At 56.5% G+C, this 13,654-nt stretch carries 27 protein-coding genes; 25 read left to right on the top strand and 2 right to left on the bottom strand.

What is annotated here, in order from left to right:
* From ACN0Q0_RS11985 to ACN0Q0_RS11965, 5 genes are all read left to right on the top strand, one after another.
* On the top strand, positions 1-84 hold an 84-nt coding region (locus ACN0Q0_RS11985), incomplete at its 5' end, for a hypothetical protein (RefSeq protein WP_417243633.1).
* A gap of 365 nt (positions 85-449) precedes the next feature.
* The gene (gene rpsJ, locus ACN0Q0_RS11980; RefSeq protein ID WP_085848206.1) at positions 450-758 is read left to right on the top strand and encodes a 30S ribosomal protein S10; all 309 of its coding nucleotides are present in this window, start codon (positions 450-452) and stop codon (positions 756-758) included.
* A 15-nt stretch (positions 759-773) separates the two neighbouring features.
* A complete protein-coding gene (rplC, locus tag ACN0Q0_RS11975) occupies positions 774-1,514 on the top strand; it encodes a 50S ribosomal protein L3 (protein ID WP_417243625.1) in 741 nt (246 codons plus the stop codon).
* Positions 1,511-2,131, top strand: a complete 621-nt coding sequence (gene rplD / locus ACN0Q0_RS11970) for a 50S ribosomal protein L4 (protein WP_417243624.1) — start codon at positions 1,511-1,513, stop codon at positions 2,129-2,131. Before rplC ends, rplD begins: the two co-directional genes overlap by 4 nt.
* On the top strand, positions 2,128-2,424 hold the full coding sequence (locus ACN0Q0_RS11965) for a 50S ribosomal protein L23 (RefSeq protein WP_062217309.1): 297 nt from the start codon (positions 2,128-2,130) through the stop codon (positions 2,422-2,424). Before rplD ends, ACN0Q0_RS11965 begins: the two co-directional genes overlap by 4 nt.
* A 59-nt stretch (positions 2,425-2,483) precedes the next feature.
* Here ACN0Q0_RS11965 and ACN0Q0_RS11960 read toward each other — a convergent pair whose 3' ends face one another.
* Positions 2,484-3,023, bottom strand: a complete 540-nt coding sequence (locus ACN0Q0_RS11960; protein WP_417243623.1) for a hypothetical protein — start codon at positions 3,021-3,023, stop codon at positions 2,484-2,486.
* Positions 3,024-3,384: 361 nt separating this feature from the next.
* Between ACN0Q0_RS11960 and rplB the strand changes: the two genes are divergently transcribed.
* From rplB to ACN0Q0_RS11930, 6 genes are all read left to right on the top strand, one after another.
* Entirely contained in the window at positions 3,385-4,227 is an 843-nt protein-coding gene (rplB, locus tag ACN0Q0_RS11955; RefSeq protein ID WP_417243622.1) for a 50S ribosomal protein L2, read from the top strand.
* Between the two features lie 3 nt (positions 4,228-4,230).
* Positions 4,231-4,509: a 30S ribosomal protein S19 gene (rpsS, locus tag ACN0Q0_RS11950; RefSeq protein ID WP_417243621.1), complete on the top strand. Its 279-nt coding sequence runs from the start codon at positions 4,231-4,233 to the stop codon at positions 4,507-4,509.
* Positions 4,510-4,512: 3 nt separating this feature from the next.
* Complete coding sequence (gene rplV, locus ACN0Q0_RS11945; RefSeq protein ID WP_417243620.1) at positions 4,513-4,893, top strand: 50S ribosomal protein L22; 381 nt, start codon at positions 4,513-4,515, stop codon at positions 4,891-4,893.
* A complete protein-coding gene (gene rpsC, locus ACN0Q0_RS11940) occupies positions 4,893-5,600 on the top strand; it encodes a 30S ribosomal protein S3 (RefSeq protein WP_417243619.1) in 708 nt (235 codons plus the stop codon). The genes rplV and rpsC overlap by 1 nt, the downstream gene beginning before the upstream one ends.
* 13 nt (positions 5,601-5,613) lie before the next feature.
* Positions 5,614-6,027 carry a 50S ribosomal protein L16 gene (gene rplP / locus ACN0Q0_RS11935; protein WP_062217289.1) on the top strand — a complete coding sequence of 138 codons (414 nt, stop codon included), beginning with the start codon at positions 5,614-5,616 and terminating at the stop codon, positions 6,025-6,027.
* Between the two features lie 159 nt (positions 6,028-6,186).
* A complete protein-coding gene (locus ACN0Q0_RS11930) occupies positions 6,187-6,588 on the top strand; it encodes a GIY-YIG nuclease family protein (protein ID WP_417243618.1) in 402 nt (133 codons plus the stop codon).
* Between the two features lie 47 nt (positions 6,589-6,635).
* Here the strand turns inward: ACN0Q0_RS11930 and ACN0Q0_RS11925 are convergent, their stop codons facing one another.
* The gene (locus ACN0Q0_RS11925; RefSeq protein WP_417243617.1) at positions 6,636-7,259 is read right to left on the bottom strand and encodes a TIGR02466 family protein; all 624 of its coding nucleotides are present in this window, start codon (positions 7,257-7,259) and stop codon (positions 6,636-6,638) included.
* 160 nt (positions 7,260-7,419) lie between these two features.
* Between ACN0Q0_RS11925 and ACN0Q0_RS11920 the strand changes: the two genes are divergently transcribed.
* The 14 genes from ACN0Q0_RS11920 (at position 7,420) to ACN0Q0_RS11855 (ending at position 13,616) form a co-directional block, all read left to right on the top strand.
* Complete coding sequence (locus ACN0Q0_RS11920; protein ID WP_417243616.1) at positions 7,420-7,878, top strand: hypothetical protein; 459 nt, start codon at positions 7,420-7,422, stop codon at positions 7,876-7,878.
* Positions 7,879-7,880: 2 nt separating this feature from the next.
* Positions 7,881-8,570 carry an HTTM domain-containing protein gene (locus tag ACN0Q0_RS11915; RefSeq protein ID WP_417243632.1) on the top strand — a complete coding sequence of 230 codons (690 nt, stop codon included), beginning with the start codon at positions 7,881-7,883 and terminating at the stop codon, positions 8,568-8,570.
* Positions 8,571-8,781: 211 nt separating this feature from the next.
* Positions 8,782-8,982: a 50S ribosomal protein L29 gene (rpmC, locus tag ACN0Q0_RS11910; protein WP_417243615.1), complete on the top strand. Its 201-nt coding sequence runs from the start codon at positions 8,782-8,784 to the stop codon at positions 8,980-8,982.
* 12 nt (positions 8,983-8,994) lie between these two features.
* Complete coding sequence (rpsQ, locus tag ACN0Q0_RS11905) at positions 8,995-9,222, top strand: 30S ribosomal protein S17 (protein WP_417243614.1); 228 nt, start codon at positions 8,995-8,997, stop codon at positions 9,220-9,222.
* An 88-nt stretch (positions 9,223-9,310) separates the two neighbouring features.
* Complete coding sequence (rplN, locus tag ACN0Q0_RS11900) at positions 9,311-9,679, top strand: 50S ribosomal protein L14 (RefSeq protein ID WP_007255210.1); 369 nt, start codon at positions 9,311-9,313, stop codon at positions 9,677-9,679.
* Entirely contained in the window at positions 9,679-9,984 is a 306-nt protein-coding gene (gene rplX, locus ACN0Q0_RS11895; RefSeq protein WP_417243613.1) for a 50S ribosomal protein L24, read from the top strand. Before rplN ends, rplX begins: the two co-directional genes overlap by 1 nt.
* Positions 9,984-10,547: a 50S ribosomal protein L5 gene (rplE, locus tag ACN0Q0_RS11890; protein ID WP_417243612.1), complete on the top strand. Its 564-nt coding sequence runs from the start codon at positions 9,984-9,986 to the stop codon at positions 10,545-10,547. The genes rplX and rplE overlap by 1 nt, the downstream gene beginning before the upstream one ends.
* Before the next feature lie 21 nt (positions 10,548-10,568).
* Positions 10,569-10,874, top strand: coding sequence for a 30S ribosomal protein S14 (gene rpsN / locus ACN0Q0_RS11885; protein WP_417243611.1), 306 nt, complete (start codon positions 10,569-10,571; stop codon positions 10,872-10,874).
* 12 nt (positions 10,875-10,886) lie between these two features.
* Positions 10,887-11,279, top strand: a complete 393-nt coding sequence (gene rpsH, locus ACN0Q0_RS11880) for a 30S ribosomal protein S8 (RefSeq protein ID WP_417243610.1) — start codon at positions 10,887-10,889, stop codon at positions 11,277-11,279.
* Positions 11,280-11,289: 10 nt separating this feature from the next.
* On the top strand, positions 11,290-11,823 hold the full coding sequence (gene rplF, locus ACN0Q0_RS11875) for a 50S ribosomal protein L6 (protein WP_417243609.1): 534 nt from the start codon (positions 11,290-11,292) through the stop codon (positions 11,821-11,823).
* Positions 11,824-11,834: 11 nt separating this feature from the next.
* Positions 11,835-12,194, top strand: coding sequence for a 50S ribosomal protein L18 (gene rplR, locus ACN0Q0_RS11870; protein ID WP_417243608.1), 360 nt, complete (start codon positions 11,835-11,837; stop codon positions 12,192-12,194).
* A gap of 119 nt (positions 12,195-12,313) precedes the next feature.
* Positions 12,314-12,880 carry a 30S ribosomal protein S5 gene (rpsE, locus tag ACN0Q0_RS11865; protein ID WP_417243607.1) on the top strand — a complete coding sequence of 189 codons (567 nt, stop codon included), beginning with the start codon at positions 12,314-12,316 and terminating at the stop codon, positions 12,878-12,880.
* Positions 12,881-12,892: 12 nt separating this feature from the next.
* The gene (gene rpmD, locus ACN0Q0_RS11860; protein WP_417243606.1) at positions 12,893-13,081 is read left to right on the top strand and encodes a 50S ribosomal protein L30; all 189 of its coding nucleotides are present in this window, start codon (positions 12,893-12,895) and stop codon (positions 13,079-13,081) included.
* Between the two features lie 322 nt (positions 13,082-13,403).
* On the top strand, positions 13,404-13,616 hold the full coding sequence (locus ACN0Q0_RS11855; RefSeq protein ID WP_417243605.1) for a DUF1127 domain-containing protein: 213 nt from the start codon (positions 13,404-13,406) through the stop codon (positions 13,614-13,616).
* The last annotated feature ends 38 nt before the right edge of the window (positions 13,617-13,654 follow it).

Here is a 13,654-nt window from a genome sequence, read left to right as displayed (position 1 = left end):
GCCATGGAAGAAGGCCTGCGCTTCGCCATCCGCGAAGGTGGCCGCACTGTTGGCTCCGGCGTTGTGTCGAAGGTGATTGAGTAATCAATCAGCCCGAGACGCACCACCAAGCGTGTGTCGAAGGTGATTGAGTACGTCGAATAGTCGGCTCTGCTGACAATCGAATTGAAAAGGGCGCTCCCAAGAGCGCCCTTTTTGTCTGCGGCGTAGCGGGCTGTCGGCTTTAGAATGGCGGCATGTTTGCACCGGCGCGTGGCCGGTTTTCCCATGTAATCGGTATTAACGCAGGTTTTATGTTGCCACGATGCGTTCACCCCTGTATTGGGCGCTAGTTCGCCCTTTGGCGCACGCTCGGAGAGGGATTCGCTCTCACTCCATAAGGTTCGATGTGGGGGTGCAATGAAGCGCCTCGACCTCTCAATCTCAATAAGCCTACGAAAGGCATTGCAATGCAAAGCCAGAACATCCGTATTCGGTTGAAGGCATTCGATTTCCGCGTCCTCGATGCGTCGACACAGGAAATCGTCAATACGGCCAAGCGCACAGGCGCTCAGGTTCGTGGCCCGATCCCACTTCCAAACAAAATCGAGAAGTTCACGGTTCTCCGTGGTCCTCACGTTGACAAAAAATCCCGCGATCAGTTCGAGATCCGTACGCACAAGCGTCTGCTCGACATCGTAGACCCAACACCGCAGACTGTGGACGCGCTGATGAAGCTCGATCTTGCTGCCGGCGTTGACGTCGAAATCAAAGTCTAAGGGGGGCAATCAGATATGTTGCGCTCTGGTGTAATCGCGAAGAAGGTGGGCATGACCCGTCTCTTCATGGAAGACGGCAAACAGATCCCTGTGACCGTTCTCCAACTCGAAAACCTTCAGGTTGTTGCTCAGCGGACCACAGAGAAAGACGGCTACGTTGCCGTTCAGCTCGGTGCAGGTTCCGCTAAAGCAAAGCGGACCTCCAAAGCTATGCGCGGCCACTTTGCCGCTGCGAATGTTGCGCCCAAGCGCAAGGTTGCAGAATTCCGCGTAGACGAGGCAAACCTCATCGCCGTTGGCGAAGAGATCTCCGCCGAGCACTACTTTGACGGTCAGTTTGTCGACGTGTCCGGCACGTCGATCGGTAAAGGCTTTGCCGGTGCGATGAAGCGTCACAACTTTGGGGGCCTTCGCGCTACCCACGGTGTGTCCATCTCCCACCGTTCGCACGGCTCCACCGGTCAGTGTCAGGATCCGGGCAAAGTTTTCAAAGGCAAGAAAATGGCGGGCCACATGGGCGCCGTTCGTGTCACCACGCAGAACCTTCAGGTTGTCCGTACCGACGCCGACCGTGGCCTGATCATGGTCAAAGGCGCCGTTCCCGGCTCCAAAGGTGGCTGGGTCACCGTTAAAGACGCCGTGAAAAAGCCGTTCCCCGAGAACGCGCCGCTTCCCGCCGGTCTGAAATCTGCTGCCGCTGCCGCTGTAACTGAGGCTCCCGCCGCAGATGCTCCGGTTGAAGGAGGTGAAGCATGAAACTTGACGTAATCAAACTGGACGGCGGCAAAGCCGGCACTCTGGATCTCGACGAAGCACTCTTCGGTCTTGAGCCACGCGCCGACATTCTGCACCGTGTGGTCCGTTGGCAGCGCAACAACGCGCAGGCCGGCACCCACAAGGTAAAGACCCGCTCGGAAGTGTCCTATTCCACCAAAAAGATCTATCGCCAAAAAGGCACCGGTGGCGCACGTCACGGGTCCCGCAAGGCGCCGATCTTCCGTAAAGGTGGTATCTACAAAGGCCCGACACCGCGTTCGCACGGTCACGATCTTACGAAGAAATTCCGTAAGCTCGGTCTCAAGCACGCGCTCTCCGCGAAAGCCGCAACTGGCAATCTCGTGGTTCTGGAAGATGCGAAACTCGCAGGCGCCAAAACCGCATTGCTGGCCAAAGCGATCAAGGAACAGGGTTGGAAGCGCGTTCTCGTGATTGACGGCGCCGAAGTTGACGCGAATTTCAAAGCTGCGGCTGCGAACATCGTCGGCATCGACGTTTTGCCAACCATGGGCGCTAACGTTTATGACATCCTGAAACGTGACACGCTTGTCATCACGCGTTCCGGTATCGAAGCTCTGGAGGCTCGTTTGAAATGACCAACAAAGCAGAACTCTACGACGTGATCCGCAAGCCGATCATCACCGAGAAAGCCACAATGGCTTCCGAGCATGGTGCTGTTGTTTTCGAAGTCGCTATCGACGCCAACAAGCCCCAGATCAAAGAAGCTGTTGAAACGCTCTTCGGTGTGAAGGTCAAAGCGGTCAACACGGCGATCACCAAAGGTAAAACCAAGCGTTTTCGCGGCACAGCCGGCAAACGTAAGGACGTTAAAAAAGCCTACGTGACGCTCGAAGACGGCAATTCTATCGACGTCTCGACAGGTCTCTAAGGTCAAACCTTAGTCCCGTACAAAATTGAAAAGCCCCTCGTCGCGAGACGGGGGGCTTTTTAGTGGGCCGAACCGCGCTTCACTAAATTCAGTTTTTCGGGTTCCTTGTGTGCCGTTTCCAACAGCTTGCGGTATACGCCAAATTCAATTGTGGTGATTAACTCCCGAAATTCGATTTGATCCATGTACTTGCTAAAGTAGATTCCCTCATCGTGTCTGACTATGGGTACCCGTAAGTCGCTCTGGGATACGTCAATGGGAAGTATCATTGAGGTAAAGTTCATAAATTCCTCATCACTATGGGCAACCATTTTGTCCCGCATCCGTAAAACTCGACGGTGAAGTTCGTTTTCCTTTTCGGATAGATTGATACCGCACTGTTTTAGCCCAAGTTTGGGAAACTTCCCCTTTGCTGTGAAGGGGCGGCAATACGAGATAATGGCGGCGTGTTCAAAGCACCTGAAGCGCCGTAAGTCTTCGAAATCGTAATGTACATCTTCATGCGCCTCCGCAAGGAAGACCATTCCGCTACGGGCAAGGGATAGGTCTCCCAATGCGCTCATCATTCGGATGCGTTGATTGATGATCTTTTCTTCCATTGAAATTCACTTTCAGCCTATTGGAATGAAATAGAGACCTATTTCCGCCCGAAATCAAAGCGAAGCTGGCCAACTGTGCGCCAGCCCGCTTGTGAACTGTGCGCGCCGTGAGGGTAGGGGCCACATGCCCATCCTGTGTGTGGCTTGCGCTGTCGCCCATCTAAACGCCAACTTCCCCTTGCCACCCCAACCCACCCCTGCTACATCGCGCGGATGGTTCGTGGCCTCAGATTCGTCTGGGGCCCATTACTATTGTGAATTCGGGCACCTTCGGGGGCCTATAATATGGCCACCTTCGGGGGGCTAAACATCAGGCGGGCCGCAATTTGGCATCGTCTGCTCAAAACGGAAGACAGAAAGAATGGCACTCAAGTCGTATAAGCCGACGACGCCTGGCCAACGTGGGTTGGTTCTGATCGACCGTTCGGAGCTTTGGAAAGGTCGCCCCGTCAAATCCCTTACTGAGGGTTTGACGAAGTCGGGCGGTCGGAACAATACCGGACGGATCACATCACGCCGCCGAGGCGGCGGGGCAAAACGTCTCTATCGTATCGTAGATTTCAAACGCAACAAGTTTGACGTATCCGCTACCGTAGAGCGTATCGAATATGACCCGAACCGCACCGCGTTCATCGCGCTTGTGAAATACGAAGACGGCGAGCAGGCATACATCCTTGCTCCGCAGCGTCTGGCTGTAGGCGATAAAGTCATCGCATCTGCAAAAGCCGACGTGAAACCGGGCAACGCAATGCCCTTCTCCGGTCTGCCCATCGGTACAATCGTCCACAACGTCGAGCTTAAAGCCGGCAAAGGTGGCCAGATTGCACGTGCCGCCGGCACCTACGCCCAGTTTGTTGGTCGTGATGGTGGCTACGCCCAGATCCGCCTCTCTTCGGGCGAACTGCGTATGGTCCGTCAGGAATGCATGGCCACCGTTGGTGCCGTGTCCAACCCCGACAACTCCAACCAGAACTTCGGTAAAGCCGGTCGTATCCGCCACAAAGGCGTGCGTCCATCGGTCCGTGGTGTGGTTATGAACCCCGTCGATCACCCACACGGTGGTGGTGAGGGTCGTACGTCTGGTGGTCGTCACCCGGTGACGCCATGGGGTAAGCCGACCAAAGGCGCAAAAACGCGCAATAAGAAAAAAGCGTCCAGCAAGCTTATTATCCGCTCGCGTCACGCTAAGAAGAAGGGTCGCTAAAATATGGCACGCTCTGTATGGAAAGGCCCGTTTGTGGACTCTTATGTCCTCAAGAAGGCTGAAAAATCCCGCGAGTCGGGCCGCAACGAGGTCATCAAGATCTGGTCGCGCCGCTCAACCATCCTGCCGCAGTTTGTTGGTCTCACCTTTGGTGTGTACAACGGCCGCAAGCACATTCCCGTCAATGTCTCTGAGGACATGATCGGTCAGAAGTTCGGTGAGTATGCACCCACACGGACTTACTACGGTCACGCCGCAGACAAAAAAGCGAAACGGAAGTAAGCCATGAGCAAGGATAAGAATCCCCGCCGCGTGGCAGACAACGAAGCAATGGCGAAAACCCGCATGCTTCGCGTTTCCCCGCAGAAACTGAACCTCGTGGCTCAGATGATCCGTGGCAAGAAAGTTGACAAGGCCCTTACGGACCTGACTTTCTCCAACAAGCGTATCGCAGCAGACGTGAAGAAATGCCTTCAGTCCGCTATCGCTAACGCCGAAAACAACCACAACCTCGACGTCGATGAACTCATCGTTGCCGAAGCTTGGGTTGGTAAGAACCTGACCATGAAACGCGGTCGTCCGCGCGCTCGTGGCCGTTTCGGCAAGATCATGAAGCCGTTCGCTGAAATCACCATCAAGGTGCGTCAAGTTGAGGAGCAAAACTAATGGGTCATAAGGTCAACCCGATTGGCATGCGTCTCCAGGTCAACCGCACCTGGGACAGCCGCTGGTACGCCGACACCAAGGACTACGGTGATCTTCTTCTTGAAGACCTGAAAATCCGTGCGTTCGTCAAGGAAGAATGCCAGCAAGCCGGCGTCAGCCGTGTGATCATCGAGCGTCCGCACAAAAAGTGCCGCGTTACGATCCACACCGCACGCCCCGGTGTCATCATTGGCAAGAAAGGCGCAGACATCGAAACCCTGCGCAAGAAAATCGCCGCGATGACAGACAGCGAACTGCACCTCAACATCGTTGAAGTGCGCAAGCCCGAGTTGGACGCTGCCCTCGTTTCCGAGAGCATCGCACAGCAGCTCGAGCGTCGCGTGTCCTTCCGCCGTGCCATGAAACGCGCCGTACAAAACGCAATGCGCATGGGTGCCCTCGGCATCAAAGTGAACGTTGCGGGTCGTCTCGGCGGTGCTGAAATCGCGCGTACCGAATGGTACCGCGAAGGTCGCGTTCCGCTTCACACATTGCGTGCAGACATCGACTATGCACCGTATGAAGCAAAAACGGCTTACGGCATCATTGGTATTAAAACCTGGATCTTCAAAGGCGAGATTATGGAACACGACCCTCAGGCTCGTGACCGTCGCGCTGAAGAAGCCCAAGCTGGTCCGGCGCCTCGCGGCGACCGCGGCCGTCGCTAAGGAGACCTGAGCCATGCTTCAGCCAAAGCGTACTAAATTCCGCAAAGCCCACAAAGGCCGTATCCACGGTGAGGCCAAAGGCGGTTCTGATCTGAACTTCGGGACGTATGGCCTCAAAGCCATGCAGCCTGAGCGTGTCACCGCACGCCAGATCGAAGCTGCACGTCGTGCCATGACGCGTCACATGAAGCGTCAAGGCCGTGTTTGGATCCGCATCTTTCCGGACCTGCCCGTGACATCGAAACCCACCGAGGTTCGTATGGGTAAAGGTAAAGGGTCCGTGGATTATTGGGCATGTAAGGTCAAACCAGGCCGCGTCATGTTCGAAATCGACGGTGTATCGGACGACATCGCGCGCGAAGCTCTTCGCCTCGCCGCAATGAAACTTCCGATCAAAACCCGCACCGTGGTCCGCGAAGACTGGTAAGCTGCGCTTCGCGCAAGCGAAGGGTCAGCCGTGCGCGCAGTTGCTTTTGCAAGCAAAAGCGACGAGAGCGCACCAAGGTCTACAAATAAGAAACCCCCGCCGAGCAATCGGCGGGGGTTTTTCGTTGACCGTTTGAGTAAGGCTTGTTTCATTCGCCCCATGGGTAAAAAGTTTCAATATGTTGTCTACAAAATCACGTTCCCAAACGGGAAGATTTACATCGGGAAAGACGTCGGTACAGACGGCCATACGATCCGTTATTTCGGGACGTGGAATTACGCGAGAGTTGAACGTGACTTCACCAAAGACCAACTGGCCGACGTCACCATTCGGCGCGAAATTCTATTCGAAAGTTCTGACAAGGTTGAGGTCGGACGAATGGAGATGGAATTGATCGTCGAGCATGGAGCAAATGACCCCACGTTTGGATATAACGCCGTTCCAAAATTCAGGCCCTCGTTCAATTTTCCCCATACGTCGATGACGTCCAAGGGCTCCGCCCGGGATCATCGCAATCGCTCCCCCGGAGCGATAGCCACTCAGGGCTCCGCCCGTTCGTAACTCAAACGCCCTCCCAGAGCGTTTGCCGCGCCCAGGGGCGCGAACCGTTACTCACCCCACCGATAATTGAAACTCACCGATACCCGATCGAACTCGCTTGCGTTCATCACCACCTCGTGGCGCAGCCAGCTTTCCCAGAGCATCAGGTCACCGACCTCTGGTTTCAGGTAGATGAAGTTCTGCATCTCGCGCCGTGCGTCTTTGAGACGGGGCGGGGCGGCCATCATGCGCGAGTGGCGCGGATCTTCGAGGCGGAGCGCCGATGCGCCTTCGGGCATCGCCACATAGGTTGTCCCCGAAATAACCGAATGCGGATGGATATGGGCGGAATGGTAGGCCCCCTCGGGCAGGATGTTGATCCACAGATCTTCGAGGACGAGTTTGCGATCATCGAGGTTGAACTGCAAATCCTGCGCAAAGGCCGCGACGTGTTTGTCGAGCGCCTCCACCATGTCCTTGAACACCGGAAAGCGCCACGGCAGGTCGGTGAGCGAGGCATAGGAGGTATAGCCGGGATAGTTGTTTTCCTCGCACCACTGTTGACCCGCCTCGTCGTCCTCCGCGATGGAATAGCAGCTGTCGAACAGCTCCTCCTCGCTGATGTTCGCGCCGACCTCGTTGAGGCGGGCTTTGTACAGGCGGGTGACGAAGAGGCTTTCGATATCGGACATGGGATTTCCCTCGGAATGATGCGTGGACAACCAAAGGTCGCCGCCGCGTGACAAGAATGTCTTAAGCACAATCACCTAGTCTCGCAATCATTCGGCATTCTTTTGCCCCACCGATCTACGCACGACCCACGCATGACCCATTCAACGGCGGACCGCGCATTTGCTTCGATTGATCTCTCTCCTGTTGCCCGCGTTGATACCCTCGTGGCGCTTCTTCAAAACGGTCGAGGCCTCGCCGCGTGTCGAGTACCGATTGGGGCAGGGGACGCCGTGTGGGACGCAGTGGGGACCGTGGCAAGAGGCCCGCCCACGCCCTGCCCGCATCCCGTTTGTGCGCCAGTTGCGCCGCATGGTGTGGAACCCGCGGTGGAACGAGGCGCTGTACATGGTGTCGCTCTCCGAGCGCCTGATCATCGCGCCCTCGGCCCATAGTGTGGACCGCCTCAATGCGCTGATCGCGGCGGAAGTGGCGCCGCAGGCCGGTGGGGCGCTGCAATTTCGCATCGCCTTTCTCGACAAAGAGGGCGCACAGATTGTCAAAACCATCGAATATGAAAGCGACCCTGTGCCGCTCTCCCGTCTGCGTCAGGCGGCCGGCCGCAATGAGGCCCGCCCGTGAGTATGGCCCTGTCGCTGGCCGACACCGTGCGCCTCACCGAGGTGTTGCTGTCCCTTGCCATCATTCAACAAAGTGCCGAACACATGACCCGTGCGGGTACAGAGCGTCTGATCTTTGGCACCCGCGTCCTGATCGCGCTTGGCTTGCTTTTGGGCGGCAGCGCGGGACTGGCCATCGGGGCGCTCTTTGCCGTTGAACTGGGGATGCTGCACCGGTTTCAGGGGCCGTATAATGGCGGATCATCCAAAATGACGCTGCTGATCATTGCCTGTCTTGGCGCCTACCACCTTGCGCCCACCGATCGAACCCGCGAACTGGCCATGGCCTATCTCGCGGCGCAACTGACCCTGTCCTATTTCGTGTCGGGCTATGTCAAGGTGATCCGGCCCGAATGGCGCTCCGGCGCGGCGCTGACCGATGTGTTCCGCTTTTCGGCCTATCCCGTGTCGGAGCGGCTGCGCGAATGGGCCGGTCGCCCGCGCGTGCTGTGGGGGATGTCATGGGGCGTCATGGGGTTCGAACTGGCCTTTCCGCTCACCTTGCTCCATCCGCTTGCCCTCATGGCGGGGCTTTTGGTGGCGGCGTGTTTTCATCTGTCCAATGCGCTGTTCTTTGGCCTCAACCGCTTCTTCTGGATCTGGATCTGTGCCTACCCGTCGATCCTTTGGTTTCAGGATCGCGTGTTCGGGTGAGGGGGCGTGCGGGGCGCGTCCTGTCCTGAACGGCTCCGCACCCCAATAAATCCTAAGCTTTCGCTTGCCCCGCGTGATTGCATCCCCTATAGAGCGGCATCGCGCAGATTCCCCGTCAGGGGAGTCGTGTGCTTTGACATAACCCACTGGGCCGATGGTTACCCCGAAACGGGCGCCTACCAGTGCCACTAGGAACGAAGGAGAGGCGAACATGAACGCCCAAGAAATGCGTGCCAAAACGCCGGATCAGCTCCGCGAAGAATTGGCAAACCTGAAGAAAGAATCCTTTAACCTGCGCTTCCAGCAGGCCACGGGTCAGCTCGAAAACACCGCTCAGATTCGCAAAGCCCGCCGTTCGGCCGCGCTTGTGAAAACTATTCTGAACGAAAAAGCCGCAGCAGCGGCTGAATAAGGAGCGACACCTATGCCTAAGCGTATTCTTTCCGGGGTCGTAACCTCGAACCAGAACGAACAAACTGTAACCGTGTCTGTGGAGCGTCGCTTCAAGCACCCGGTTCTCAAAAAGACCATCCGTAAGTCCAAAAAATACCGGGCTCACGACGAAACGAACCAGTTCAACGTTGGTGATGCCGTCCGTATTCAGGAATGTGCGCCAAAGTCGAAAACCAAGCGCTGGGAAGTTCTCGTTTAATTCAGTTTGAACGGGCTTCCTCCCAGCTTAATCGAAACCCTGGGGAACTTGGCCGCTGCAGGCCACCTCATAGGTCGGGAGAAACTAAATGATCCAGATGCAGACCAATCTGGATGTAGCTGACAACAGCGGCGCTCGCCGTGTTCAGTGCATCAAGGTCCTCGGCGGTTCGCACCGTCGTTATGCGTCCGTGGGTGACATCATCGTCGTTTCGGTGAAAGAAGCCATTCCGCGCGGCCGTGTGAAAAAAGGGGACGTGCGTAAAGCCGTCGTCGTTCGCACAGCCAAAGAAGTTCGTCGTGATGATGGCACAGCGATCCGTTTCGATCGCAACGCTGCCGTGATCCTCAACAACAACAACGAGCCCGTAGGTACACGTATCTTTGGACCGGTTGTTCGCGAGCTTCGCGCCAAAAACTTTATGAAGATCATCTCGCTTGCTCCGGAGGTGCTGTAATGGCTGCTAAACTCCGTAAAGGCGATAAAGTCGTCGTACTTGCCGGTAAGGACAAGGGTAAAAAGGGCGAAATCGCGTCCATCAACCCCTCCAAAGGCAAAGCCATTGTGGAAGGCGTAAACGTCGCCATCCGCCACGCGAAACCGACACAAGGTGAAAACGGGGGCCGTCAGCCGGTCGCTATGCCCATCGACCTGTCGAACCTCGCACTTCTTGACAAAAACGGCAAAGCAACGCGCGTCGGCTTCAAATTCGAAGACGAGAAAAAAGTGCGCTTCGCCAAAACGACAGGGGACGTAATCTGATGCTCGACGCTGACACCTACACCCCGCGTCTCAAGTCGCTCTACAAGGACACCATTCGTGCCACGCTCAAAGAAGAGTTCGGCTACAAAAACGATATGATGATCCCGCGTCTGGACAAAATCGTTCTCAACATCGGTTGCGGCGCTGAAGCTGTGCGTGATTCCAAAAAAGCGAAATCCGCTCAGGAAGATCTCACCGCCATCGCCGGTCAAAAGGCACTCACCACAATCGCCAAGAAATCCATCGCTGGTTTCCGCGTTCGTGAAGACATGCCTCTTGGTACGAAAGTCACCCTGCGTGGCGACCGTATGTATGAATTCCTCGATCGTCTGATCACGATTGCTATGCCTCGTATCCGCGACTTCCGCGGCGTATCCGGCAAATCCTTTGACGGCCGTGGCAACTACGCCATGGGCATCAAGGAGCACATCGTGTTCCCCGAAATCAACTTCGACAAAGTCGACGAAGTTTGGGGTATGGACGTTGTAATCGCCACCACGGCGAAAACCGACGCTGAAGCCAAGAGCCTGTTGACCGCGTTCAACATGCCCTTCAACAGCTAATCGCGCGAGGAGTTTAGACACATGGCTAAGAAATCCATGATCGCACGAGAGGTCAAGCGCGAGAAATTGGTGGCAAAATATGCTGCCAAACGTGCCGCTCTCAAAGAGATCATCTATGATCAAGAGAAGCCGATGGAAGAGCGTTTCCGCGCCTCCCTGAAGCTTGCAGACCTGCCGCGCAACAGCTCGGCTACCCGTTTGCATAACCGCTGTCAGTTGACGGGCCGTCCTCACGCTTACTACCGTAAGCTCAAGGTCAGCCGGATCATGCTGCGGGAACTGGGCTCGAATGGCCAGATCCCCGGTATGGTGAAATCGAGCTGGTAAGGGAGAGATATTATGAACGATCCTATCGGCGATATGCTTACCCGCATCCGCAACTCTCAAATGCGCGGCAAATCCGTGGTCTCTACACCAGCGTCCAAGCTGCGTGCATGGGTCCTCGATGTGCTGCTCGATGAGGGCTACATCCGCGGTTACGAAGGTGGCACTGATGTCAACGGTCACGCGACCCTCGAAATCAGCCTCAAGTACTACGAAGGCACCCCTGTTATTCGTGAGCTGAAGCGTGTTTCCACGCCCGGCCGTCGCGTATACCTCGGTGTTAAAGACATCCCAACGGTCCGTCAGGGCCTCGGTGTGTCGATTGTCTCCACCCCCAAGGGTGTGATGTCGGACGCAAACGCTCGTGCCAACAATGTTGGCGGCGAAGTGCTTTGCACGGTCTTCTAAGGAGCGCGCAATGTCTCGTATTGGTAAAAAACCGGTCGACCTGCCCAGTGGCGTAACCGCTACTGTCTCCGGCCAGACCATCGAAGTTAAAGGTTCCAAAGGAACCCTTTCCTTCACCGCAACTGATGACGTCACCCTGACGCTCGGCGATAACGTTATTACTGTCACACCCCGTGGCAGCTCCAAACGTGCTCGTCAGCAGTGGGGCATGTCGCGCACAGTCATCGCCAACTTGGTGACCGGTGTGTCTGACGGCTTCAAAAAAGAACTCGAAATCAACGGTGTTGGTTATCGTGCGGCAATGCAGGGCAACACCCTGAAATTGTCTCTCGGTTACTCGCACGAGGTCAACTTCGAGGTGCCTGACGGTGTAACCGTTACCGCCCCGAAACAGACTGAAATCGTTGTGGAAGGTGCTGACGCACAACTCGTCGGCCAAGTCGCGGCAAACATCCGTGAATGGCGCAAGCCCGAGCCCTATAAAGGCAAAGGTATCAAGTACAAAGACGAGTACATCTTCCGCAAAGAAGGTAAGAAGAAGTAAGGACGCTCAAAATGGCAAACAGCAAAAGAGACCTGTTCTTGAAGCGCCGCCTGCGCGTCCGGAACAAACTTCGCAAGAGCAATGTCGGCAAGCTCCGCTTGTCGATCCATCGCTCCAACAAGAACATCAGCGCCCAGCTGATCGACGACGTTCAGGGTGTAACCCTCGCGTCCGCATCCTCGCTCGAGAAAGATCTCGGCGTGGTCGGAACGAACAATGTCGCCGCTGCTGCCAAAGTTGGCGCAGCACTGGCAGAGCGCGCCAAGAAAGCCGGCCACGAAGTATGTTACTTCGACCGCGGCGGTTTTCTCTTCCACGGTAAAGTGAAGGCCTTGGCCGAAGCGGCCCGTGAAGGTGGCTTGAAGTTCTAAAGCACATGTGGGGGACGGGGTTTCGTCCCCCCGATGATCCAGGTCGGGCGCGCCAGTTGCGCCCGTCACTGCGATCGAGATTAGCGGCGCGCAATGCGCCACCTTAAAAGGATAGTTCTATGGCAGAACGTGAAAACCGTCGTGGCCCACGCCGCGATCGTGAAGAAACACCAGAATTTGCTGATCGCCTGGTCGCGATCAACCGCGTTTCCAAAACCGTGAAGGGTGGTAAGCGTTTCGGCTTCGCCGCACTCGTCGTTGTTGGCGACCAAAAAGGCCGCGTTGGCTTTGGTAAAGGTAAAGCGAAAGAGGTCCCCGAGGCCATTCGCAAAGCCACCGAGCAAGCCAAGCGCCAGATGATCCGCGTTGCGCTCAAAGAGGGCCGCACATTGCACCACGACATGGAAGGTCGCCACGGCGCCGGTCGCGTTGTGATGCGGACCGCCCCACAGGGTACCGGTATCATCGCCGGTGGTCCAATGCGCGCCGTGTTCGAAATGCTCGGCATTCAGGACGTTGTTGCGAAATCCACCGGGTCCCAGAACCCCTACAACATGATCCGCGCGACGTTGGACGGCCTTCGTAAAGAAGCCTCCCCCCGTTCCGTGGCTCAGCGTCGTGGCAAAAAAGTCGCCGAAATCCTCCGCAAGGATGATGCTCCGGTTGCTGAAACCGCTGAAGCGTAAGGAGACGGACACATGGCTAAAACTATCGTTGTAAAACAGATCGGTTCCCCGATTCGTCGCCCCGCCAAACAGCGTGCGACACTTGTGGGTCTCGGCCTCAACAAAATGCACAAGACCCGCGAATTGGAAGATACACCTTCCGTACGCGGCATGGTGGATTCCATTCCCCACCTCGTCACGATCATCGAAGAGCGCGGCTAAGTCTTAACGCATATACCTCTACAACGCCCCGTGGTCCTGCCGCGGGGCGTTTTGCGTTTGTCCGCCCGCACGTGCCGTTCCCGCAGCTGTCTGACGGTGCCAATCGCCCCCCCTCTGATCGCGCGTTTCAGTCCCGCGTGCCCACGGTGTCCGGCCTGCGGCCCTCCCCACAATTAGCGAGTTTCCAAACCGCCCGTTATTTGTGCAGGATTTGCATATCGGCTAGTCCCAAATAGGGGGAAGTCAAACGCAACGGTTCTCTCTAGATGAGCGCAATCCGTGCAACTCCTGCACGAAAGCATCATGTATAGGACCGCTCACAATGGCGTTTATTTCCTCCTCACGGGCCGTTGCGTTCGGTCAATCACCCTCCCGCGTTCTTTTGGACGCCGTGTTGGCTCCGCTGCGCCGTTGGTCGGCCTATCGCGTCACATATCGCGCGTTGGCACGTCTTGACGATCAGATGTTGAATGACATCGGCTTGGCCCGTGGCCAGATCGAAACCCTGTCGCGCACCCTCGCGTCCAACCGCTGATCGACCGCGACGACCACCCTCCCTGTCGACGGACTTGA

Source organism: Celeribacter sp. (assembly GCF_048259695.1).
GTDB lineage: Bacteria > Pseudomonadota > Alphaproteobacteria > Rhodobacterales > Rhodobacteraceae > Celeribacter.
This window is presented reverse-complemented; position numbering and strand designations above follow the sequence as displayed.